This window comes from Terribacillus saccharophilus (assembly GCF_046592895.1).
Taxonomy (GTDB): domain Bacteria; phylum Bacillota; class Bacilli; order Bacillales; family Amphibacillaceae; genus Terribacillus; species Terribacillus saccharophilus_D.
The window spans coordinates 90,288-114,502 of the sequence record NZ_JAWVPU010000004.1 but is presented as its reverse complement, the minus strand read 5'-3'; the positions used below and the strand labels follow the sequence as shown (position 1 = coordinate 114,502).

Here is a 24,215-nt window from a genome sequence, read left to right as displayed (position 1 = left end):
ACAGGAGCAGCAGAGTGATTAGTCTTTTTTTCAAAATGTACGCGGGCACCTTGCAAGAACGCTTGGAATCATAAGAAAAAGGGTGAAGCTGACATGAGCTTCACCCTTTTTCTTGTTCTTCTAAGTAAGGTAAGACAATCGATTCAAATGTTTCCGGATTGGTGACGATCCTGTTCAAATAATACGGGTCATCTTTTACAGTGATGGATTGCGGTGCGAGGATGGCAGCTTGATCGAAGCCGGCATCTTTCACCACTTTGGCGACTTTATCATTTGTATTTCCATACGGATAAGCAAATGTGACAGGATCGATTCCTAGATGTTCCTCAATGGCGTTTTTACTCTTGTCTAAGTCCTCGGCGAAACGGTCCAGATTTTTATCATCCAGAAACAACGGCTTATCTGCTTCCAATCGGTGCATATCATATGTATGCGAGCCGATTGTCGCCAGACCGCTGTCCGCCATTTCCTCAAGCTCTGGCCAAGTGGCCATCTGCAGATTCTGGAAATTCTTATCGCCAACATGCCCTGCAATGACATATAGCGTAAATGGAACATTTTCCTCTTCCAATATCGGAAAAGCATTTTCATACACAGTCCGGTCGATATCATCGAAATTGATCCAAACGCAGCGATCGGGAAAGCGGCCGTCCTTTTGATAACGATTGATATCCTCTGGTGTCACAAAAGTGGCATCCATGCTTTTGAGCGTCTCCAACTGTGCTTTGAAGTCATCGGTATACACACTATAGCGTGTCAATTCGTCTGAGCGGGTAACGAGGGAAACTGTCTTGTTAAAAATAGTTGGGCGTCTTACCCTATGATAATTCAAGCCAAGACAGCCATCTTTGTTCAATGCGTGATCGATTTTTGTTTCTTCTGCCACATCTGCCTCGAACAAGTGAATGGCGTGGTAAGAAATCAGCCCCACAATAAACACTCCGACAAGAATCAGCAGAATTTTTTTCATTTTTCCAAGTCCCTTACTGGATTTTTCTCAAATTCAATATAATTGCTTGTTTGCAGTTTCTTGATGGTTTCGGCAGGAACGAGCCCCAGCTGATTCAAATCATCCACTGTGACGGGCATAGGCTGCCGCCGTCGTGTTTTATTCCCGAAACGTTTTTTGTTGTACGTTCTCCATAACAAAAAGTAAACAAGGAAGGCTAGGAAGATACATACACCAATCAGCATGAATTTCCTGACTTCACCATTCGTCGTTTTAAAAGCAATCTTTAAAATGCCGCTGTACCGGTCATTCGTATCGAATAAAGCTGAAGTAAAAAACCAGACAACAAACAGACTGTAAATCCAGATGAGCAGTGTGAACAAAAGACTGATGATGAATCGCGGCAAAGATTGCTTCTCCAGAATGATTACTTGTTCTTGCTGATCCCGCGGTCTGGGCTTTTCCATGTCGCATAGCCTCCTTTATAACGTGATGCAATGGCACGAGGCAGCGCACTGATGACAACCCCGGTATTGACGATCCAATAGATGGCAGGATACCAGGATGCCCACAGATAAAAGCGTTTCACTTTGTCATATTTAGAGTCGATCTGTAGTGAAATGAACAGCTGAATCAAACTCATGAATACAAGCGCAAACGACGTGAATGTAATCCAAATCAGCATCTGCTGTAACGTTGTAGCAGTCAAAAGAAGTGTCACTGTAACGAAAACCCAAGCGAATGCCCAAATCGTACTGATCCATTGTTCTAAGTACACAGGCCAGATACGGCGCTGATTCCAGCGGAACAATACGCGCCAGTGGCGCAGCATGACTTCTTGTCCGCCTTGTGCCCAGCGCACACGCTGCTTCCAAATTCCACTGAGGCTTTCCGGAACAAGCATCCAGCAAAGCGCACGCGGTTCATAACGAATGTCCCAGAAACGCTGCTGCAATTTCCAGCTGACAGCGATATCTTCCGTTATCATATCCCGATCCCATAATCCAACGTCCAAAAGTGCACGTTTTCGGAAGGCTACGACCACCCCGGAAACGGTCATCACTTTTCCAAGGATTCGCTGTGTACGCTTGATGGCGCCAATGATCGAGGAATATTCCACAAGCTGCATCCGACTGAGCAATGTATTCCGGTTCCGAATCCGCGGATTACCGGTAACCGCACCAAGCCGCTCTCCCTTATGCAGGAAGTGATGTATCAAATAATACGGCGCATCATTATCAAGGATCGCATCCGAATCCAAGCAAAGCAAATATTCCCCGCGGGCCGCATGTGCACCAAGATGCAGCGCATTTGCTTTTCCGCGATTTTCGTAAGACTGGATCACACGAATGTCAGGATGCTCCTGGCTTAACCGTTTCAGGATGGCAGCCGTATCATCCTTGCTGCCATCATTAATCAAAATGATTTCTTTCTTCGGATAATCCAAACTTAATAAGTTATGCAATGTTTCTTCTATAGTATCTTCCTCGTTATAGCAAGGAACCAAAAAACTGATCAGCGGCCAATCAGTCTTCTCAAAATCAATCTTCTGATCTTTATCACGAAACCAAATATAGACTAGCGTACCAGCAATCCAAAATAGCGACATAACAAATGGGTACCAAAAGACGAAACTGGCAATGCCATTCAGCCCAGGTACAAAAATTTCATCGAACATGTAATTGTGCCCACCTTCATGTAATCGCATATGCGTTATCAAAGTATAATAGATTGCCAGATAAATAGCACGAAGAATTTTGCGCAAATATGTAAAATAAATCTAAATGTATAGGTATATTATACTGTTAAAATGCATGTTGCACCTATAATATTGCAAAACTCGTATGTAAATATGATAGCGTCCATGTCATACCTCGAATATGCCTTATCAGGCGCGCCTTAATACGCTGCTTTTTACTTATATTGTAATTTTTTGAAGCGTGTTACCATAGTGATAGGTTGATTGGAGGTTGAAATGTTGACTGGAAAATGGATGTTTCTTCTCGGAGCCGTGCTTGCGATGGTCATTATCGGAGGCTGCAGCGGTGACAATCAAGAAACAAATGCAGATAAAGACGAAAATACTGCCGAGCAATCAGGACCTGCAGATCATGTAAATGATACAGAAGCAGAAACTGCAGCAAATTCAAAAGAGATAGCAGAATTCCCTGAAGTAATAGAATATATGAGAACGGAAATCGAGGCAACAGATGCAAGAGTGCTTTATGAAAACAATGAGCCGCAAGCATATGAAATGGAAGGTGTGACTGCTTCGCTGGATGCTTATTCGCTTATAGAGATGAAGGATTTTGATGCCAATCACAGCTATTCCTTCGACGATGAAACGAGTGGAGCGATCCTGCTGGGTAAATTCACTGTAACGAATGATACAGATTCCAAAGTTTATTATATGCCATCATTCGCGATAACTTATTCCAGCGAACAAGGGTATAAAGGTGATTATCTCCATATAGTGCCTAAGAATCAGCAGCTGTTGATGAAACTTCCCCCTGATGACAACTATACTTTGGAGGCTGGTGAATCGGTCACTGGTTATATGGCATACCCATTTGGAACATCGGCTTTGGAAACAATCATGGACGAAGGATCAGCTTTCATCACAGTTCCTGTTGCACTGACAGCACCAGATGACTACGATAGCGCCATCGGCAAAGAAGGTAAATTCACGGTCAATTTTGATGCTGCAAGTGCTGAAAAAAGTAAAGCCGATCAAGCCTTTTACCAAGACCTGGCATCACATGATAATATGGGCGAAAAGAAAATGATCGAGCAAAAAGAAGATATCGCACAAAGTAAAGAGCTTGCAGATGCAACGATCACACTGGACGGTTACCAGTTCACAGAATTCACGCCAAATGAATTTGAAGCACCGCTATTTAGGAACTTCCTGACGGGAGTCGTGCTGCTGACCGTCCAATTCACTGTTGATAATAAAAGTTCTGCTGACATAGGATTGGAGAACAGTGAATCCACATTATATGTAAACGATGGAGCACAATCCTTGATAAACGAAGCCAGGCTATCACCGTACGAGTTTCAGGAAACAGTTGCCAGCGGTGACACTGCTGAATTGCTGCACGTATATGTACTTGATAAAGAACAATATGAAAACATTTGGAAAGACAAAGCATTCGAGATTGAGCTTGGTCCATTATATGATGAGAATGCAGAAGAATTATCAGAAGGAAATAAAGTTACATTCAAAATAAAATAAAAATAATATCAGACTTGTTTGGAAGGATAGCTGAATTTCATTCAAATCGTTGTTTTTTCAGTTTGATGTCGGGGAAAGAAATGATATGGAATTAAATTACAGCGGGGAGGGAAGCAAGTGCTAGATAAAAATACGGATAAGAAGCTTGGAAAACTTTTCACACGTATAAAATTATTCATGCCCATCTTGATAATCGGCGGAATAATCATACTTGTGCATGAGATTTTGGATGGATTTTATGTATATGTGCCATTCATTTATTACGCCGGTATCGTGTCATATTTTGTTGTCGGTTTAGGTGTTGCCATATTGCTTTTCGATTTGGTCCGGATGAATAAAAAATTAAGTAAGATCCAGAATGACTTAAAGAGAGAAGAAGAAGCCAAAAAAAATCCTGGTAGATAACACCGCAAAAACCGCGAAGCTAGAAGCTGCTTCGCGGTTTTGTTTGAGCATATCCATAGTTTCAATGGAAAGTATGTTTCAAAGTTGGATTACTTGCTAGAAACTGACCTAAGGTCGCCTGCTGCCCTTTTTAGGGCTCTGAAATTCCCAATACGTCGTTTTCCGGGGTTAAGTATGCTTCTTCCATGGACGGATAACCATTACCAAGTTTAATTCCGGCATATTCGAATGTATTGTTTTCTTTCACTACTACAAGCAGCATGATATCATCTCGCAAGCTCATATTGACTGGATCCTGAAATGAAGGACCTAATACGGTTTGCATATCCTCTTCTTCTGTGTAAGGAGTGAATAGATATGCTTTTTCCCAATCATATGTAATGAAATCTCCGACATGAACAGAAGTGGGAGCATCTTTAAAACTTTCATTCAAACTATTCTCTAAGTTTTTATCGTGTTTCACAAAAAAGTAAGGCAGGATAAAGTATAGTAGCAGTCCTGTTATAACAAGGATAAACAAAGTGAAAATTAGTGTCTTTTTTCTAGTGATAGGAATCAGCTTCTTTCTGAGTATATATTTACCATTATAGTATAATATGAACTTTATTGGATTTATTTTTGAGGAAACATCATGTGTTAAAGCTTAAAATATATTGCACTTCATAAAAAACGTTGACAATTTTAGAGTTATTTAATAAAATAATACAAGACGTCACATTACATATTGATTCCGTAGCTCAGTTGGGAGAGCATTACCTTGACAGGGTAGGGGTCGCTGGTTCAAGTCCAGTCGGAATCACTACAATAAAAAAGCCTGTAACCCTTATGTATCAAGGGTTACAGGCTTTTTGGTTTTTCTGGTACAGTGGGGTCCTAGGGGTATTAGAGTGGCAAATGCTAACATTTTGCTAACATTGATAACGTAAAGCAACGTTTTACTCTTACTCGTATATTGCTCATTTATTTTGCGGATGAAAAAAGACTGAAATACAGGACTTTGTAATGATATAATACTGGGGTCTTGATCAATATATAACTAAGGATACTGCGAGGAGCTAATAATGGGGCATTTAGTCGAATTTTTAATGAATAACCCTTTTTTGTTGACTACAGCAATTATATTGGGATTTTTTATATGGTTTTCAATATCTAAATCAAAACAAAACAATGAAGTAGGTCTTTCATTTACATTTGGAGGTTTAGGAACGTCTTTAATTGTAGGGGCTTTCGGCGGGACACCTTGGGATAAAACATTAAATTATATAATAAGCATTGAACAGCAAGAGGGCACTGATTATGTACAGTTATTAACAGGCATTGCTCTTGTAATACTTTCGGTGGTTCTGAATAGATCAGCCAAATCTAAGGAGAATATTTTGAACCTTTTAGGAGTGAAGGAACGGAAAATTGCTGACTATCAAGAAGAATTAAAGTTAAAAGACCTCCACTATACTGAAAGAGAAATACACTTACAAAGGTATGCCACAGCTGGTGTTGAAATGACAAAAGATCGGTTCGAAGATGCTACCGTACATATTCGTAGTCAAGTTGAGAGTTACTGCTCGGATAGCAAGTATTCGAAAAGAGGATATACGGGAACTGCTGCTATACCGCTAACTATGTTTGCTGGATATTGCTTTAAGGGTCCAGATATAAACAATTTTTACGAATATAATCGTAAGACCGACTCCTACGAGGTCATTAAAAAAGAGAAAATTAAAAATAACTTTATTAGAAACTTTATTAGTAAAATAAAAAAAAGCAATTCACAAAATCAAGAATTTCAAAATGACTTGCAAATTGTTAAAGAATTGAGTGATATGCCAAACGACATCAGTGAAGTAGTAATTGGAGTAAGTGTTACTGAGGAAATTAAAGAAGATCAATTATCTCAGTTTGGAGCACCATTTTTGCACTTAAAGGTTAACGAGCCTAAAGCCAATTATATTAGGAATATGCAACAGTTAAATTGTTATGTTGATACCATCTTTAAGACTTTAGTGGAAGCTAGTAAGATAAACTCAATAAAAAAAATTCATCTAATTATATCATCGCAGAGTTGCTTACCGTTTAAATTGGGAACTAAACTCACAACTAATACTTATATGAAAGAGATTATTTCGTATCACTTTGTTGCAAGCAAAGAACCTTGCTATCCCTGGGGGATAGCATTTGGAGCTAATGGCATTCGGCTTATTTTATCCAATAAAGAAACAGGTCCTCATTCTAATTCTACGCCGTTAAGAAGTATTCTTTATTCACTGAGTGATTTACTTGCGGCTAAGTTTGAAAAGAAAGACAGTATTTAAAGTAGCCAAGGAAAATCCTTGGCTACTTTTATATTTATATATGTATTAATTCTTAATATGTTTTGAAATTTAGAACGGAGGTTCTTGACCTTTTATACCTAATTTATAGCAGTGTATTTAGCTACTAATGGTAGAATAATAATGCTATAATTACATAAATTAGTAAATTAGGGGGTTCAGAATGGTCTTATGTCAAAGTGATTTTAAAAAATTCCATAATAAAATCAGATTGTTAGAGGAAAATGAAGTCCTTAGGGAGAGAAGACAAGAAGTTATGGACCTGATTAAAGAAAAGGTTGATAAAAGCCCTACACCATTTAATCAAGGTTCATACGCAATGCACACAGGAATAAAACCCCTAAAGGGTGGAGATTATGATATTGACATAGGATTGTATTTTGATATCTCTAAAGAAGATTATGAGCCGCTTGAAGTTAAAGAATGGGTTTTCGATGCATTAAAAAATCAAGGAGAATCTGTAGCCATCAAAAAGCCTTGTGTCACGGTTGAATATTCGGATGGATATCATATTGATGTTGCAGTGTACGCTAACAATAATGATGATGGGAAAACTTATTTAGCTAGAGGTAAAAGATATAGTAGCGAAACTGAAAAAGTTTGGTTTGAATCTAATCCCAAAGAATTGATTCAGAAAATCACAGAGTACTCACCTGATTCTGGAGATAGAGAACAATTTAGAAGAGTAGTTCGTTACTTAAAGAGATGGAAAGATCTTACTTTTAAATCCGTTAATGGAAAGCCGAGTGGTATTGCACTTACTTGTGGTGCGGAAAAATGGCTCTCTCCTCAAAAGGATGTAACTTATTTACCTGATGGAAATTCATCAACTTCTTACAGAGATTTGGATGCATTAATATATCTAGTAAATTCTATGATTATTAATTTCCTTCCGGAAGCCCGGAATTTAGAGGGTTATATTGTTACTGTATATAGACTTAGGATAGAATTACCAGTTGCTCCTAACTCCAACCTTCTTGAGAAAATGACAGATATACAAATGGATAATTTTAAGCAGAAATTGGAGTATTTGTTAACCTGTTTAAATGATGCAAAAGAAGAAGAAGACCCCGTAGAAGCAGCTGAGATATTGAATGGTGTCTTCGGAGAAGATTTTATTGTTCCAGACAAAAAACAAACTTCCGCTAAGACTGAATATAATTCATTAACTCACAATGCTCAATCTTCCAAGGAGTGATTAAGAATGGAAGACTACACCATAGAAAGAATAGCAGATGAATTACCATACTACCATAACCGCGATATAGAGTCGCTTTTACCCACGGACGGAGACCCGTATTCTGGATATATAAAGACGAAGCTAAATGAAGAATCAGTGCTGATTAAAGTTGATATCAGCACTGATTTTCCACATAAGTTGCCAATGTTTACTGATATAGAGAGAAAATTTACTGGTCTGCCGCATATCCTCTTTAATGAAATATGTTACTATCAGCAAGATTCACTTATTATAAATCCACAGGATCCTACAAAAGTGTTTATTGATGCTTTTGAAATGGCTATGAAGACTATAAAAGATGGTCTTAGTGGAATAAATTTTACTGATTATTATGTTGAGTTTGAAGAAATATGGAAATCAAGTGGTCGTCTTGTTAATAAACAATTTGGAATTGTATCTGCTGATTTAAATGTTAATGATACAAGCGTGAGAACTATAGATTTAATTTCAATTGAAAATAATCAATTTATTGCAACAGAGTCTTTAGATGAAATTGATAAAGAAACAAGTATTCCTTTAGAGCAAATATTTAATAAGGACTTAAAAAGGATAAAGAAACGTAGAGGAAAATACTTTAGAACATTGTATTTACCACTTGAAACAAGTATAAAGCCGCCTGCAGAGGATAGTTTTTGGTCGTATGATGAAATTAAATCTATTCTTCTTAGAAGAATACGCCAAAAAGACATAACAAAAATTAAACGGGATATGGTAATTGAAGCACGAGCTGCTGAACAAACAATTGTCGATCTTGTTATTGTGAGTATACCTACTGTTAATGATGAAAGAGCATTTTTTGGTTTAATACTTAAAGGTATTAAGGAAAAAAAAGCATTCTATGGAAAAAACGTTTTTCACCATAGTTTGTTTGACAAGCCTAAGAACTTAGAGATACACAAATTAATTGTGTATAACTGGAGTACAGATTATCTTCTTAAAAGAACGAGCGGAAGTATAGGGATGCAAAATAAGAATGTTTTGGTGGTTGGTGCAGGGTCAGTTGGTAGTGAGGTGATTCTTAAACTAGCTAAGGGTGGAGTTGGAAAAATAACTATTGTTGATAACGATTATTTTTCTAGAGATAATGTTCTAAGACATCGCTTAGGCTTTGATAGTGTTATAAACAAAGAAAACATTTTTCCGGAAACAAATTTTAAAGTGGATAAGATAGCAGATGAATGTAGGAGTAAATATCCACATACGATTATAGATCCTCACTCTATAACTTTCGAAGAATACTTGAATAAAGAGAAGACCATTATTAAAGATTACGATTTAATTATCTTTGCAATTGGTTCACCAAATACAGAGTTAGAAATATCGAAAAGGCTAAGATCTGAAAATAATGTAGTACCTCATATTCATTCCTGGTTGGAACCTCTAGATATTGGTGGACACGTTTTAGTATCTGGGAATAATAATGCTAGTGGTTGCTATAACTGTATATTCGAGAGTAGCAAAGAAGGCCATTTAATAAATAAAATTAGTTTCTCTTCCTCGGGACAAAATTTTATTAGAAAAATTACCGGATGTGGTAGTGCATTTACTCCATACAGCTTTTTAGATAGCGAGAGAATTGCAATTGCTACTGTTGATGCAGCAATAAAGCTATTAAGTGGCACAATTGTAGACAATCCATTATTTTCGGTAAAAGGTGAAGGAGATATATTTTTCTCACAACAGTTTAGAGCGACCGAAAGGTACTTAAACAATACTCAGGAACAGTTAAAACAAGACTGTCTTTCTTATAAAGCTGACTCTTGTCCTGTGTGTACTGATATGAGAAAAGGGTAGGTTGCGAATAATATGCAAAGAAAATATCGTCTACCAAATGGTAAAAAACTAATCATTAAGAATCAACCTTTGGTTGTTTTTGAACAGTACAAACAAATAAGGGGAACTGACCCCGAATCTGGGGGTATCTTGATAGGAAGAATATTAGTCGAAAACGGTAATTATATCTTAGATACAGTTACTGAACCAATGTATGATGATAAACAAACTAGATACAGTTTTTTCAGATCTTATAAAGGACATAACGAGTATTACGAGGAGTATCTAAAGAAGATGGACTACCGAAGTTTTTACTTTGGTGAATGGCATACACATCCTGAAGCTGATCCTACTCCATCTACTGTTGATAAAAGAGATTGGGAGAGAATCTCAAAATTACAATACGACTCACAATATCTATTCTTCGTAATTCAAGGTATTCAAGAAATTCGAATATGGTGTGCAGATTTGTATAACAAACAATTAACACCATTATATGAAATAAAATAGATGCCAAAAAGGCATCTATTTTATTTGCTGGGCTATTTTAAAAAGTAATTTTTAGATCTTATTTTTGAAGACCGCTTACCTATGCTATTTAAAAGTATACAGCAATTAGAAATTAAAAAGCTTTCTTAAATTCTTCTTCTTTCTTTTCTGTGTGTCGATATGAAGGTCAGCTATTTTACCTAAAGTTTTAGTTAAATCATTCTCAAATTCAATCGTCACATCATCTGTTCCAGTAAATGCGTGAACAAGCTCGTGCAGCAATGTTCCCGTGAATGCTTGTACGTTCGAAAGTTGACTACGTTTAATGATTATTCGTTAGTTTTCTGGCTCCCATAAACCTAGTGCATCGTCTCCACTATAATTATCCTGCCGCATTGTTTCAGAAATCACGATAGTTTTTACTGTTTTTCTTTGATGTGGGAACCAATTTAGAATAGTGTCTTTATGATCAAACACTTCTTTTTCTCTCTTACTAAGCTTCTTGTAATCTACTAGCTTAAACTCAAAGTTCTGATACCATTCAGCGGCGAAAACATCTAAATCACGGAATTCATTGCCATTTAAATCTCTACTGGATTGCAGTTTTAGCGCAAGATTTTCCGGAACCGTTACTATCCTAATACCTTCTTCTTTGGCAGTTTATATATTTGCCGCCATCCATCAAATCATAGGCAGTTAGGAACAAGACTTTCTCTTTACTGCTAAGTATTTTGCAGGCGTGAAGTTGAACATCTATCCATTGCAGTTCATCGTGTGTTACACCAGTTTGCATATTCTCTAAGTCATCAACTAGTAGTTCAGCAGATTCGTTGCTTTTACACTCAAGCAATATTGATTTAACTCTGTCAGTATAAGCGCCTCTGCCAACATTACTTCTTTCTCTGTTTAGCGATTGTAGGAGTTTCTTTGTAGGAGATGTAATATTGTAGCTGAACAAAAAGTTCTCCTCTTCTGCTACACAAATTCCATTTACATATATTCTGGCGCTCCTCTTACGGCTAACATATATAGAACCATACTTAGTTTCTTCAATAAGTTTGTCACCAGAGTAGAGTAGAAAGAAGTCCTTTGCCTCGTTTATATCGCTATCTTGAAGACCGGAGAAGATAAATTCTGTACCCACCATTTCAGGATTAGTCGGTTCTTTTACAATAGGGTGTAATGTTACAACGTCTTCAAAGTCACCTTTTGGGGCCTTTTCAATTGTAATATCATCGAGAATGAATGGTAACTTCGATTTGCCGCCGATCAAAAGTAGCTAGTGCGTCTTTCAACCCCACACCAAATTTTCCAATGACTTTGTTTAGATTTTCTGTCTTCTCTGTATTCTCATTCTGAGTAAGGTGTTCGTATTTTAGCCCGCGGCCATAATCTTTAATATGCCACAAACCATTGTTGTCCTTATGTATGAGAGGTTGCTTAGTATTACTTAATATTGACTCATCAAGTGCATTTGCAATAATCTCTCTCAGTGCGTGGGCTATAGACCAATGTTCTAAGACCTTTTCGATATTCAAATCGAACTTCTTCACAGTTTTCCTTCTCTCTAATTATGTCTTTTTTCCTATCTTTGGTATTAGGATATAGCTTTTGATAATAAAAGAGAAGGTGTTTTGTGAAATTTTTCCTTTAACCTTCAAAGAGATCTTTGCTCAATGCTTTACTAAAACGATCAGCAGCATTGTTATTCTTATTGGGGACTAAATGCGCATAAGTTTCCAAGGTAGTCCTAGGGTTTGTGTGACCTAATCGACTAGATACCTCAACAACATCTATACCTTCAGATAAAAGAATAGAGGCGTGGGTATGTCGCAAATCGTGGAACCTAATCATAGGCACTCCAGCTTCTTGTATTAGTCTTTTCATCACTCTTGTTACATTACGTAAATCCTGCTCTTTACCTTCAGTAGTGCAAATTACCAGGTCATTGTCTATATAGGCATTTCCAAATGCATTAATAATCTTCTCCTGTTCTTTTCTATGTTGAAGAAGAGTTTCTGCAACGTCTTTACTTATGGTTATATTTCTTTTGGATTTTTTAGTCTTTAATTCTTTGTGTAAGTATCCCTTACCAGGGATATTGGACAAAGAGCGTCTTACATTTATAATTCTTTTGGCAAAATTAATATCAGACCATTTAAGAGCCAAGAGTTCTCCTTTACGCATTTCAGTATGAATTGCCAAAAAAAATAAAATATATAGCCGCTCATTTCTTATGGTAATTAAGAACTTATTGATGTCAGCAGAATTCCATATCAGGAATTCTGCCTTTTTTATAGATGGAGGATCAGCACTTGCTACAGGATTTGAAATAATCATATTCCATTTTTGTGCTTGTCCTAGGGCCTTATTCAGTAAGTTATGCAGCTTACGAACTGTACTTGTTGAAAGACCTTCATTGAGTTTATATCCGTAAAAATTGTCTATATCCCTAGTAGTTATTTTAGAAATTTGTTTGTTTAGAAATGGATTATTGTTAAGAAGGTGTTTGTTAATCGTATAAGTGCTTATGCTTGTAGTTGTTTCACTAACCCGAAATCTGTAATGTGTATTAAGCCACTTTTGCATAAAAGTTGAAAAGTTCTCTTTTGATGGTGAGTGAAAGTCTTCTTTTTCTAATACATCTAAAGCCTTTCGCAAAGCTTGTTCGGCCTCTTTCTTTTTCTGAAAGCCACCCTTGGATTTTTGCTTTCTTTGGCCGGTTTCAGGATCTCTCCCAACGTCAATTACGTACGTATAAGTCTTCCCGCGTTTATAAATATGACCTTTCATAGACATTGACCACCTTAATAGATTAATAGATTAATATTTGTAGGTTAGACAATGTTCAACTGATATATTCAATGAATTTATCTTTTAAGACCCTTTTTACTCTATATGTGCCATTAAGCTTAATTAGCGGAAAATCGGGAGCGTTCATAAGAGCATAGGCTGTTGATTTTGAAACTTTGAGTATATCCGCGACATCTTCAGCGGAAAGTATTATAGGGTAATCTTCATAATTCTTGTTCATTTATATTCTCCTTTTTGCACTAATTATTTGATTTTAAGAATTCACTTCTAACAAAATCGGTAAAACTCTGCTTCTAATGATAGAACCAACGAAATAAGAAGTGGAAAAAACTTTTTTTCAGAAAAGCTCTGCTTCTAATGATAGAACCAACGAAATAAGAAGTGGAAAAAACTTTTTTTCAGAAAAGCTCTGCTTATAATGATAGAACCAACGAAATAAGAAGTGGAAAAAACTTTTTTAGAAAAGCTCTGCTTACAATGATAGAACCATTGAAATAAGAAGTGGAAAAAACTTTTTCAGAAAGCTCTGCTTATAATGATAGAACCTCCAGAGTAAGAAGTGAAAAATTATAGCGGTTGAAAGTTAGGTATAAATCTCTTGTTCTTAGGAAAATAATTGTTCTAAGAACAGGGGGAATGTAAGAATGGAATGGAGTAAAGAAAGAAAGCGAGAGTTTATAATAAATTCTCAGGGTTATTTTGTAAGTACAGATTTAATTGTTTGGGTGTCTGTTAGAGAAACACTAGACAGTAATTCATTCCCTGCTAGGAAGACATTCTATTTTGTAGACTGGTGTAACTATTTGATTAATCTTAAAGAGAATGTCTCTTTCTCACAGGTGTATACAGAAGGACCGGGTAAACAAATTTTAGGAAATAAAATATCTTATACAGATTTTTTTCTTGAGGTGGTTGATTCTAATGGCCGTCGCTTACTTAGAACAAAGTGTGGAAAACTAAAGGAAGTGGACGTTACTCTTGCTAACCAGAATCCTACTCAAAAACAATTCTTAAATTGGGGATTTGTTAGTAAGCCTAACTTAATTCGATATTTTGTTGAATACCACCAAAAAAAGTGCGGACAATTTCGTTTTATAAGCTGGGATATAGAGGAGCACAATCGTCGAGCTGCTTATAAATTAAAGAGGATATGTAATAATTCACCCCGATTCAGTACTGACCGAGACTTAGAGTTTAAAAAATACAAAAAAAAATTAGCAGGCGCTGAAGTACTGGGCCTATGCAGTTTTTACGAAGATTATATCGCCTAAGGCGATATTTTTTTTGTTTACCCCTTATTTACCTCTTGAAAATCAAAAGTACTGAGAGGTATAACATAATATCTAGTTTTAATAAGGGGAGATTTTAATTTGAGTGATCTTAATACAAGCAAAGAATGGATTGAAGCAATCTTAAAGGTATCAGAAGAGGCTGGTGTCAATAAGAAGGTCATTCAAGATTTTATGGTTGATATTCTGGGGGACAAAAATGAAAAGCTTAATTAATCTTCTTGAGGAAAGCTTACTGAAAAAAGGAAATACATACGAAATAGTAGTGCCGCTAAATAAAGCAGAAACTATAGAAATACAATTGGAGCTTAAAATAGATTAATAGTTTATAAATCCCCCTCTTTGCCAATACTTGTCCTAAAAGTATTAGAGAGGAGAAGATTTATGTCTGAAATAAAGATACTAAAAGTAACAACAAACGAAGAACTAACAAAAGAATCATTTCATTTCATCAGAATGATTATATATCGAACAATTATTAAAGAATTGGATATCGACTTAGATCTCCAGGCGGAGTTAATGTCACCAGATTTTTATCAAATTTCTAAAGGAGAGAATCAAAATGAAACATAAAGCATTTCGAAAGGGAAAAGTAGCTATTTACACTAGAGTTAGTAGCAGAGGTCAAAGTGTGGCGATGCAACTAAAATTAGCTAAGAACTATATAGCTTCTAACAATCTAACGAATATTGAATTCTTTAATGATTTTGCTGTTTCTGCGAATAAGGTAGCAATTAAGAAAAGACCTGAACTAAAGAAATTACTTGCACAGGTTGAAGCAGGTAATATCTCAATAGTAGTAGCCTATTCGAGAGATAGATTGGCAAGAAATTTTTATGAATATATGAATATTATAAAGCTTCTAAACAAGCACGAAGTCGAAGTAGTTTTTACTGCAGTTGAACAAAGTCCTTATACTGTTGATATAGACTCCGAAGGCATGCACGGCATCTTTACTCAAATGGATGGCCGCAATATTGCAAATCGTTCACGTGACGCAAGAAAAATTCGCCCGACACAAGTTTATGGTTTTGACAGAGTAAAAACCACCAAAGATAAGATTAAATTTATTGCCAATAAAGACAGTGATTTTCTAAGAAGACTTTACGAGTCTTTTATAAAGTCGAGCGATGGATTAGAGGTACTCAAAGTAATAGAAAAATTCGCCGCCGAGTTAAGAAGTAAGGATTACTTGAGAATTATGAAATATTTAAGAAACCCATTTTTCGCTGGTTGTGCGGATATAAACGGTAAGTTACAAAGATTGGATCACGTAGAAGAATTAGTGTCAGTGGCTGATTTTAATAAGGTACAGTCGAAACTAGAGAAAAACAGAGACATAATTAATAACGCACTCGAGGAATATTCAAAAGAAAATATAATTATTCCAGAATGCGCGATTTGCAAAAAAAGTATGAGTAGAAGAAGAACATTGTCTAATCCTGCAGTATTCTACTGCAGGAGAAAACATAAAGAAATCACAATAACACGTCAAGCACTATTAGAAGAAGTAGAGGTAAAGCTGCGCTCTTATGTATCAAATTTAAATCTAAAAGAAGTGTACAAAGAATGTAATGCAGTAATAGTAGAATTACAAAAGCAATTGAACACGTTAAAAAATAACAAAAGACTTGAAGTAGATAAACTCCACAACAAGATAGTCAGGAATATTATGAGAGATAAATTAAGTGATAATCTATTACTCTCTGAAAAAGATTTAATGAACCAGATTGATGAAATCGATCAGCAACTCATTCGATTAAGTGAGGCAAAGATGGAGTTATCTGATTTAGCTGAAGTTGTAAAGGACCATCTGTTGGAAAGATTACTAGTTACTAACACGAAGGTTCTAATTCAATTCTTCATTTAATCTATAGAAGTAAGTGAAGATTTCATAAGGATAGTGTGTAATTTTGGAGACTATGTACAGGAGGAAACTGATAATGCAGCAATTATTCTTTAATTATAACTATCTATATAATGGAATTAGCCTTCACACAGATATAGCTATAGATTTGCCAGATCTTAACATAGTAACTTCAGTGGACAAGACAGATTTATATCCTTTGGGGATTGCTTATATACGGTGGTCTGATCAGAAACAATCTGATAAGCATTCTCTAGAAATCCAACTAAGGTATATAGTGAGTAAGGCGAAAAAAGAAGGGTATCTCTCTTTAGTGTTATTTATTGATAAAGCTACTTCAGCGTATCATACAATGGTTTATAACCGTAAGAGTGCTACTGAAATGATAAAGTTTATAGAGGAGAATGAAACGGCCCAAGCTTTATTTTTTTATGATGAGTCAAGAATATCCCGCTCAATCACTGATATTAATGATATATATGTAACGATAAAATCATTCCGTAACAGTTTTAAATTCTTTTCAAGCTTAGATGAGACTGAATGGGATCCTAACGATCCTATAACACAATATAAAGTTGTAAGAGCTCATAGTGAATCAGAGAAAAAATCGAATACAGCAAAATCATATATCAATTCTATTTTAGAAAGAGAGAAACCAAAGCGACCAGGGTCAAAGGCACCCTTTGGTTATAGTTACAGCAGCGGGGCAAGAGAGGAACTAGTACCAAATGATGACGCTAAGGTAGTGGTACTAATCTTTCATTTATATAGTAACGGATATAGCGATAAGGATATAGCTCTTCTTCTAAGCAAATCTCCTGTTCTCTCCCCAAACAATAACGAAAAATGGGAGGATTCCAGTGTACGCTATATCCTCAATAATCGCTGGTATATTGGTGATATGACTTGGAATGCACGTACTGGGTACCATAATAGTAAAAGGAAGCAGTTAGAACAGATTAGCCTTTTCCAGAATCACCATCCCGCATTGATTAGTGAGGAAGTATGGGAGATTACACAATCGTTCAGGAAAGATAAGTCTTTAAGAGGCCGTTTTAATAGTCCCTTTATCTTAAAGGGGGTAGTTAAGTGTATGAAATGCGGTAGGACCCTCGCAACCAAGAATGCGACGCCATCGGGATCAAAAAAGCAATACAACTATTATAGTTGTGTCAACTGTAAATATAATGTTGATAAAGAAGATCTTGAGTCTAAGGTTATTGGGAATCTGTCTTCAAGATGGAATGGATCTTTATATAATTACAAGGATGTTTATAATCAAACCATAACTCAATGGGCGAAGAATCTTAAAAATAGAATAGAGAAAATTAATGAGGATTTGCAGACACTAAGATACAAATTTAGTGTAATGGAAGGAAGGTATACTCGTATCATTTCTTTTGATAAGATAGAGTTGGAGAAAAAAGAAGCTGAAATGGTATCCCTTAAGTTACAAAAACTACCCGCTGAATGTTTCTTTGAAGAAAAGGTAATGCGGTTTTCCAGGAATATCAATGAATACTCTTCAAGAGAAAAGAGAGCATTCTTGAGGTTAGTTTTAAATTGTGTTACTTACAATAATGAAAGAACAGGTATTCAGGTTGATTACAGATTAACGCCATTCGTTGAGATTGAGGATTATATGAATTCTTTAAGTGAAGAGACCGAAGGAATAGTATAACCTCTAAAATTAAGGTCGTTCTTTAAAAGAACGACCTTTTAAATTGTCCAAAAGAATGATTGAATTTTATCCGCCACAGATTTTAGCTGCTTGTATTACCGAGGATAAAAAATGAATGCTACTTACATTACCGAAAAAACTTTCAAGATTAAATAATGAAGAGTGAAAGGAAATGAGAAAACCCTTGATATCAAGGGTTTTTGGGGGTAGTCACTCGGTTTTATAAGCATCGAGGGATACTGAGATACTTGTAATGCCGAATTCGAATTTGTCTGTTGCTCATATTACCGAATGAGAATATGGCCAATATAACTTGTATTGTGGCTAGAATAATTCTTAATAAATAGTTGCTGGCTTAAAACCTAATTAAGCACTAATACTTGGAGTTATATTTCGTTTGTAGAACGCCGCTATAATAAGGTTAGGTTCAGATGATACTTTCGATAATTACGACTGTTTCTTAGCTGAAAGAACAATATCAAACCGTCTAGGACCGCTTGCTATTACAATGATAAGAAAGGGTTTACATTTTTAGGGCTATAATGTATTATAAGTATAAAATAAATAATCTTTTTGGAGATTGTTACTGGTAATCAGGCAAGACTTCAACTAAACGTGGAATGGTATCCATTTCATGTTTGTTGAAGTTTTGCCTTTTTAGTTCCTAGGAGAAGGGGGATGTAATATATGGTGATACATCAGGTTATTAACAATAATATTGCCATAAGTATAGATTCCCAAGGAGATGAAATAATTCTTATTGGTAAGGGGTTAGCATTTAACAAAAAGAAGGGCGATGAAATCGACACCAAGAGAATAGAGAAAAAATTCTACGTTGAAGATAAGGGATTGTACTCGAAATTCAAAAAACTGTTGCAAGAAGTCTCTATGGAAGAAATTAATACAGCGGATGATATAATAAGCTTGGCTAGAAGAGAACTAAAAAAAGAATTAAATGAAGGTATTTATATATCATTGCCAGATCATATTAGCTTGGCAATTAAGAGAATACGAGAAGGCCTTAACATCAAAAATGGTTTACTATGGGAAATAAAGAAGCTGTACAAAGAGGAATATGCTGTCGCAGTTAAAGCTGTAGAAATGATTAATAAAAGATTTGAAGTTGATTTGGGAGAAGATGAAGCGGGCTTTATAGCTTTTCATTTCGTAAACGCTCAATTAGGCGGAGATATGAATTCGGTTACAAAAATCACTGACTTCACAAAAGAGATACTAAACATTGTAACTTACCGCCTTAGAATACCTATTAACGAAGAGTCATTGAATGTATTTCGATTTATAACTCATTTGAAATTTTTCGCTAATAGAATCTTTACAAATGAAGTGAATGAAAGTGTTGAGGATCCAGTTCTATTTGAGATGGTAAGGAAGAGGTATTCTCAAGCATTTGAAATAACTGAGATTATAAAGCAGCACATTATTAAACAATATGCATATGAGATATCTGATACGGAAGCAACTTACCTGACTATTCATATTCAGCGCTTAATGGATAGGAAAAATAATTAAATATTGTATTCAAACTTGTTACTCTTCGGGAGGCTAGACTTGGATCTAACTGAAAGGTTGTCATAATCAATCAATTTCAGTTATAGCCAAGTCTTTTTTATTTATTAGGGGGTGTTTTAGATGGAATTTCAAAAACTAGGTAAAGATATTGTAGAGAATATTGGTGGAAAAGAAAATATTGCTGACTTATATCACTGTGCAACTCGCTTACGGTTCACTTTAAAAAATGATAAAAAAGCAAACAAGAGTGCAATTGAAGATTTAGAGGGTGTTATTACAGTTACAAAGGGCGGGGGAATGTTCCAAGTTGTTATTGGAAATAACGTAGCTCGTGTACATGATGCGATAATAGAACAGACTGGAATAGAATCCTCAAACGCATCGGAAAAAGATGATGATAATGGAGCTCCAAAAGGAAATTTGTTCGCGAAATTTATTGATCTGCTTTCTGGTATATTCAGCCCTATCTTAGGTTTATTGGCAGCTTCAGGTTTGATCAAAGGTCTGAATTTTGTTTTAGGCAATTATGGAGTCCTTGATCCAGAAGGTGGGACTTATAGAATCATAGCTGCAGCAGGTGATAGTTTTTATTACTTTATGCCATTGATACTTGCCATCACGGCATCCAGAAAGTTTAAAACAAACCAGTTCATTGCAGTTGCTTTGGCAGGTGGATTAATTTATCCAGACTTAGTGAATGCTCTTAACGCAAGTGAAGCGCTTACTTTCTTGGGCATCCCTGTTGTTTTAGCGAAGTATAGCAGTACTGTAATACCAATTATCCTAGCAGTATGGGTATTAAAGTACGTTGAAGGATTTTTCATGAAGAGGCTTCATGAAAGTATTAGAAACTTATTGACGCCATTCTTTGTTCTGCTCATTATGTTACCGTTAACATTAATTGTTATAGGTCCACTTGCAACGTATACTAGTTCTATTATAGCTTCTGGCTACCTATTTCTTTATAATCTAAGTCCAATTGTATCAGGGGTGATTTTAGGAGCAGCTTGGCAGATATTGGTTATTTTTGGCTTGCATTGGGGATTTGTTCCAATCATGCTGAATAATATTACGGTTTATGGACGGGATTCAATCAATGCCATGATCGGACCTTCCGTTGCCGCTCAATCTGGTGCGGCCCTTGGAGTATTCTTTAAGACTAAAGATAAAAAAATGAAAAGCTTATCTTTATCTGCCTTTTTCTCAGGGTTAATGGGCATCACCGAGCCGGCTGTTTATGGAGTTACCTTAAAATTAAAAACACCATTTATAATTGCATGTACTGTGGGTGCAATTGGTGGTGGAATCGTCGGTGGTTTCGGCTCTGCTGCAATCGCACAAGTACAAAAAAGTCTCTTAACAATCCCAGTCGTTGCACATGGAATGGTAGGCTACATTATTGCGTATTTCTTCGCTCTAATCGCTGCGTGTATTCTAACTATATTAATTGGATTTAAAGAGGAGAAAACAGAAGAAAAAAATGAAAAAGAACAATCTTCAAAACAAGAAATTGCAGCAGAGAAGTCATTAGTTAGGCATGAAGAGATCAGCAGTCCATTGACAGGAAAAGTTCAACCTTTGTCAGAAACTAACGACCCTGTATTTGCAGGTGGAGCTATGGGTAAGGGTATTGCAATCGTTCCCGAAGTAGGAAAATTGGTATCTCCAGTTGATGGGAATATTACGCTGGTATTTGCTACAAAACATGCATACGGGTTCACATCAGATAGTGGGGCAGAAATATTGGTTCACATTGGTTTAGATACAGTTCAATTAAACGGAGAAGGTTTCACTTGTCATGTACAAGAGGGAGCAAAGGTTCAAAAAGGCGATTTAATTGCTGAATTCGATATACAAAAATTAAAAGACCTTGGCTATGATACAACTACTCCAATAGTTGTGACCAATTCAGATAGATTTTTAGATATACTTCCTACAGAGCAAGAACAGGTAGTGCAAAAACAAGAAATACTATCACTAATAGTTTAGAAAGTAAAATAAACAATTAAAATAAGGATTTAATTAAATGGAGGTAACTAATATGATTAATTTGCGAACTACTTTTCCGGAGAATTTCTTATGGGGTGGAGCCACAGCAGCAAATCAACTCGAAGGTGCTAGTGATGTAGGCGGAAAAGGTCTTTCCCTATCAGACGTATATGTATTTGATGAAAATGTTCCGAAAGAGCAATGGGCTGATCAATGGCATATGATGACACATAAACAAGTAGAAGAAGCACAGGATCCATCTAGTACAAAGTATTATCCTAAAAGGAATGGTATCGATTTTTATCATCATTATAAAGAAGATATCGCTTTATTTGCCGAGATGGGCTTTAAAAGTTACCGCATGTCTCTTGCATGGACCCGTATATACCCAAATGGTGATGAAACGGAGCCTAATGAAGAAGGATTGGCATTTTATGATCGCGTATTTGATGAATTAAACAAGCACGGAATTGAACCAATTGTCTCCCTATCACATTATGAAATGCCACTACACTTAGGTACAAATTACGGCGGATGGGTGAATAGAAAAGTAATAGACTTTTATGTTCGCTTCGCCACAACTGTGTTTGATAGGTACAAAGATAAAGTGAGATACTGGATGACTTTTAACGAGATAAATTGTGTAAAACATCATCCGTATGTAAGTTTAGGTGTAGTGGAAGAAGGTCACCCTCATATTGAACAAGCAAAATATCAAGGTGCGCATCATCAATTTGTAGCAAGTGCACTTGCTACAAAGGCATGCAAAGAAAGTAATCCGGATGCCAAGGTAGGCTGTATGATCAGCTACCAGCTGCTTGTCCCTTACAGCTGTGATCCAGACGATATCCAAGCCACAGTAGAGAATCAACGTACTTCTTTATTCTTCAGTGATGTACAAGCAAGAGGTTATTATCCAGCTTATGCTGCGCGTATGTTTGAAGAAAAAAACGTTGTATTAGAGACGCAGCCTGAAGATGAAAAGATAATCAGAGAATATCCGGTCGATTTCGTTTCATTTAGCTATTATATGTCAAGCGCAATAAGTGCACATCCCGAAAAGCTCGAAGGAGCAGTGGGCAACCTTATTACAGGTGGAATAAAGAATCCTTATTTGCCTACAAGTGATTGGGGTTGGCAGATTGATCCTAAAGGTTTACGAACAGCTTTGAATCAACTTTACGATCGCTATCAAAAACCATTGTTTATAGCAGAGAATGGTTTAGGTGCTGTTGATGAGTTGGAAGAAGAAGATGTAATTCAAGACGATTATCGGATATCTTATCTTAGAGACCATATTGTACAAATTAAAGAGGCAATAAAAGATGGTGTAGATATATTCGGTTACACTAGCTGGGGCTGCATTGATATGATTAGTGCATCGACTAATCAAATGAGCAAACGTTATGGTTATATTTATGTAGACCAAGATGATATGGGAAGAGGAACGAAGCGCCGTATAAAGAAGAAGTCTTTCCATTGGTATAAGAAAGTTATCGCAAGCAATGGCGAGGATCTAGACTAAGTCTAAAATGGCGGAACAAAAGAAAAAGGACCAGTTGGTCCTTTTTCTTTTAACCGTGATTAATGATTATAGGTATTAAAAAACAAGAGGTGAAGAAATGAACTGGCTTATTCTAGGATTATGCGTTATTTGGGGATTTAACTTTGTTATCATGAAACTAGGTAATGATGTATTTTCACCTGTAATGTTTGCCGCGTTAAGGTTTTCCTTCGGTACAGTTGTTCTCATAGCAGTTTTATTAATCAGAAAAATTCAATTGCCAAGTAAAAGACAATTGAAGTGGTATGTTGTTTGTGGTCTTTTACAAACAACATACTTCAACATTGCAATTCAAGTATCCTTAAATTACATAAGCTCCGGACTTACATCTGTTTTAACTTATAGTATGCCTTTGTTCTTATCTATAATGGCCCATTATTTTATTCCAGGAGAAAAACTCAATATGTTAAAAATGATTGGAATATCTCTTGGAATAGCTGGGTTGATTTTAGCAATGGATGTGCAAACTGGAGGAAATGTTCTTATTCCATTATTTGCTTTAAGTTCTGCAGTTGCTTGGGCACTATCAAATGTAATATTGAAAACAAAATTAAGTGGCAGTAACCCTATTCAATTCACTGCCTGGCAAATGGGCATTGGTTCGATTCTGCTCTTTTTATATTCCTTTAGTTTTGAAGATATCCGTGTACAGTGGAGTGCAGAAGCTATAACCTATCTTCTCTATTCAGGAATAATAGCGTCGGCCCTGGCATTTGTTATATGGTCCTATGTTCTTTCAAAAGTAGCGGCAAGTAAAGCATCAATTTCTTTGCTTATTGTACCGCTGGTTGGAACGCTATGTGGAGTAATCTTTTTAAAGGAGAACCTACAAGCCATTACAATTGTGGGGATTGTTCTTGTATTAGCAGGTGTCATGCTTGTCAACCTTAAGCAATCTAGTCATCCAGTCGTACAAAAACGTGAGTTAAAAAAACAAAAGGTATAGCTAATATATGGGCGGGAAAATAATGATATGAACAGGAGAAAGCCTTGATTCTACTAAGGAAGAATCTAGACTTTCTCTTATTTATTTTGAATTGAAATCTATCAGGGAATATAAGTA

The 24,215-nt window shown here is 36.1% G+C and carries 23 protein-coding genes and 1 tRNA gene; 16 read left to right on the top strand and 8 right to left on the bottom strand.

The annotated features are described in order from the left end of the window. Window positions 1-100 precede the first annotated feature (100 nt). From SFC66_RS13355 to pgaC, 3 genes are read right to left on the bottom strand one after another with little or no spacing between them, the layout of a single operon-like run. A complete protein-coding gene (locus tag SFC66_RS13355; protein WP_411219232.1) occupies window positions 101-970 on the bottom strand; it encodes a polysaccharide deacetylase family protein in 870 nt (289 codons plus the stop codon). Continuing rightward, window positions 967-1,416 carry a poly-beta-1,6-N-acetyl-D-glucosamine biosynthesis protein PgaD gene (pgaD, locus tag SFC66_RS13350; protein WP_411219231.1) on the bottom strand — a complete coding sequence of 150 codons (450 nt, stop codon included), beginning with the start codon at window positions 1,414-1,416 and terminating at the stop codon, window positions 967-969. The genes SFC66_RS13355 and pgaD overlap by 4 nt, the downstream gene beginning before the upstream one ends. Beyond that, complete coding sequence (gene pgaC / locus SFC66_RS13345; protein ID WP_411219230.1) at window positions 1,377-2,627, bottom strand: poly-beta-1,6-N-acetyl-D-glucosamine synthase; 1,251 nt, start codon at window positions 2,625-2,627, stop codon at window positions 1,377-1,379. Before pgaC ends, pgaD begins: the two co-directional genes overlap by 40 nt. 297 nt (window positions 2,628-2,924) lie before the next feature. On the opposite strand from pgaC, the gene SFC66_RS13340 reads away from it, so the two are divergent. Continuing rightward, on the top strand, window positions 2,925-4,184 hold the full coding sequence (locus SFC66_RS13340) for a DUF5068 domain-containing protein (protein ID WP_411219229.1): 1,260 nt from the start codon (window positions 2,925-2,927) through the stop codon (window positions 4,182-4,184). Window positions 4,185-4,301: 117 nt separating this feature from the next. After that, entirely contained in the window at window positions 4,302-4,589 is a 288-nt protein-coding gene (locus SFC66_RS13335) for a hypothetical protein (RefSeq protein WP_411219228.1), read from the top strand. 130 nt (window positions 4,590-4,719) lie between these two features. On the opposite strand, the gene SFC66_RS13330 is transcribed toward SFC66_RS13335, so the two are convergent. Beyond that, the gene (locus tag SFC66_RS13330; RefSeq protein WP_411219227.1) at window positions 4,720-5,022 is read right to left on the bottom strand and encodes a hypothetical protein; all 303 of its coding nucleotides are present in this window, start codon (window positions 5,020-5,022) and stop codon (window positions 4,720-4,722) included. A gap of 293 nt (window positions 5,023-5,315) precedes the next feature. On the opposite strand from SFC66_RS13330, the gene SFC66_RS13325 reads away from it, so the two are divergent. From SFC66_RS13325 to SFC66_RS13305, 5 genes are all read left to right on the top strand, one after another. After that, window positions 5,316-5,388: transfer RNA gene (locus SFC66_RS13325), tRNA-Val, on the top strand. Window positions 5,389-5,650: 262 nt separating this feature from the next. Next, window positions 5,651-6,898 carry an SAVED domain-containing protein gene (locus SFC66_RS13320; RefSeq protein ID WP_411219226.1) on the top strand — a complete coding sequence of 416 codons (1,248 nt, stop codon included), beginning with the start codon at window positions 5,651-5,653 and terminating at the stop codon, window positions 6,896-6,898. Window positions 6,899-7,079: 181 nt separating this feature from the next. Beyond that, a complete protein-coding gene (locus SFC66_RS13315; RefSeq protein WP_411219225.1) occupies window positions 7,080-8,114 on the top strand; it encodes a nucleotidyltransferase domain-containing protein in 1,035 nt (344 codons plus the stop codon). 6 nt (window positions 8,115-8,120) lie between these two features. Next, on the top strand, window positions 8,121-9,950 hold the full coding sequence (locus tag SFC66_RS13310) for a ThiF family adenylyltransferase (RefSeq protein ID WP_411219224.1): 1,830 nt from the start codon (window positions 8,121-8,123) through the stop codon (window positions 9,948-9,950). 12 nt (window positions 9,951-9,962) lie between these two features. Next, window positions 9,963-10,439 (top strand): Mov34/MPN/PAD-1 family protein, encoded by a 477-nt coding sequence (locus SFC66_RS13305; protein WP_411219223.1) that lies wholly within the window; start codon window positions 9,963-9,965, stop codon window positions 10,437-10,439. A 616-nt stretch (window positions 10,440-11,055) separates the two neighbouring features. On the opposite strand, the gene SFC66_RS13300 is transcribed toward SFC66_RS13305, so the two are convergent. The 4 genes from SFC66_RS13300 to SFC66_RS13285 all read right to left on the bottom strand — a co-directional run bounded on the left by SFC66_RS13300 (window position 11,056) and on the right by SFC66_RS13285 (window position 13,452). Continuing rightward, window positions 11,056-11,691 carry a hypothetical protein gene (locus SFC66_RS13300; protein WP_411219222.1) on the bottom strand — a complete coding sequence of 212 codons (636 nt, stop codon included), beginning with the start codon at window positions 11,689-11,691 and terminating at the stop codon, window positions 11,056-11,058. Continuing rightward, a complete protein-coding gene (locus SFC66_RS13295) occupies window positions 11,651-11,971 on the bottom strand; it encodes an ATP-binding protein (RefSeq protein WP_411219221.1) in 321 nt (106 codons plus the stop codon). The genes SFC66_RS13300 and SFC66_RS13295 overlap by 41 nt, the downstream gene beginning before the upstream one ends. A 97-nt stretch (window positions 11,972-12,068) precedes the next feature. Beyond that, a complete protein-coding gene (locus tag SFC66_RS13290) occupies window positions 12,069-13,211 on the bottom strand; it encodes a site-specific integrase (protein WP_411219220.1) in 1,143 nt (380 codons plus the stop codon). Window positions 13,212-13,266: 55 nt separating this feature from the next. Then, window positions 13,267-13,452, bottom strand: a complete 186-nt coding sequence (locus tag SFC66_RS13285; RefSeq protein WP_411219219.1) for a helix-turn-helix transcriptional regulator — start codon at window positions 13,450-13,452, stop codon at window positions 13,267-13,269. A 424-nt stretch (window positions 13,453-13,876) separates the two neighbouring features. Between SFC66_RS13285 and SFC66_RS13280 the strand changes: the two genes are divergently transcribed. The 9 genes from SFC66_RS13280 (at window position 13,877) to SFC66_RS13240 (ending at window position 24,098) form a co-directional block, all read left to right on the top strand. Beyond that, window positions 13,877-14,503, top strand: coding sequence for a hypothetical protein (locus SFC66_RS13280; RefSeq protein WP_411219218.1), 627 nt, complete (start codon window positions 13,877-13,879; stop codon window positions 14,501-14,503). Window positions 14,504-14,602: 99 nt separating this feature from the next. Continuing rightward, window positions 14,603-14,737, top strand: coding sequence for a hypothetical protein (locus SFC66_RS13275; protein ID WP_411219217.1), 135 nt, complete (start codon window positions 14,603-14,605; stop codon window positions 14,735-14,737). Window positions 14,738-14,905: 168 nt separating this feature from the next. Further along, window positions 14,906-15,094, top strand: a complete 189-nt coding sequence (locus tag SFC66_RS13270; RefSeq protein WP_411219216.1) for a hypothetical protein — start codon at window positions 14,906-14,908, stop codon at window positions 15,092-15,094. Beyond that, window positions 15,084-16,391 carry a recombinase family protein gene (locus SFC66_RS13265; RefSeq protein WP_411219215.1) on the top strand — a complete coding sequence of 436 codons (1,308 nt, stop codon included), beginning with the start codon at window positions 15,084-15,086 and terminating at the stop codon, window positions 16,389-16,391. The genes SFC66_RS13270 and SFC66_RS13265 overlap by 11 nt, the downstream gene beginning before the upstream one ends. Window positions 16,392-16,464: 73 nt before the next feature. Continuing rightward, a complete protein-coding gene (locus SFC66_RS13260; RefSeq protein ID WP_411219214.1) occupies window positions 16,465-18,069 on the top strand; it encodes a recombinase family protein in 1,605 nt (534 codons plus the stop codon). A 687-nt stretch (window positions 18,070-18,756) separates the two neighbouring features. Further along, entirely contained in the window at window positions 18,757-19,599 is an 843-nt protein-coding gene (licT, locus tag SFC66_RS13255) for a BglG family transcription antiterminator LicT (RefSeq protein WP_411219213.1), read from the top strand. Between the two features lie 120 nt (window positions 19,600-19,719). After that, window positions 19,720-21,588: a beta-glucoside-specific PTS transporter subunit IIABC gene (locus SFC66_RS13250; RefSeq protein ID WP_411219212.1), complete on the top strand. Its 1,869-nt coding sequence runs from the start codon at window positions 19,720-19,722 to the stop codon at window positions 21,586-21,588. Window positions 21,589-21,640: 52 nt separating this feature from the next. Beyond that, window positions 21,641-23,113 carry a glycoside hydrolase family 1 protein gene (locus SFC66_RS13245; RefSeq protein WP_411219211.1) on the top strand — a complete coding sequence of 491 codons (1,473 nt, stop codon included), beginning with the start codon at window positions 21,641-21,643 and terminating at the stop codon, window positions 23,111-23,113. A gap of 97 nt (window positions 23,114-23,210) precedes the next feature. Next, a complete protein-coding gene (locus SFC66_RS13240) occupies window positions 23,211-24,098 on the top strand; it encodes a DMT family transporter (RefSeq protein WP_411219210.1) in 888 nt (295 codons plus the stop codon). Window positions 24,099-24,215: the final 117 nt, after the last annotated feature.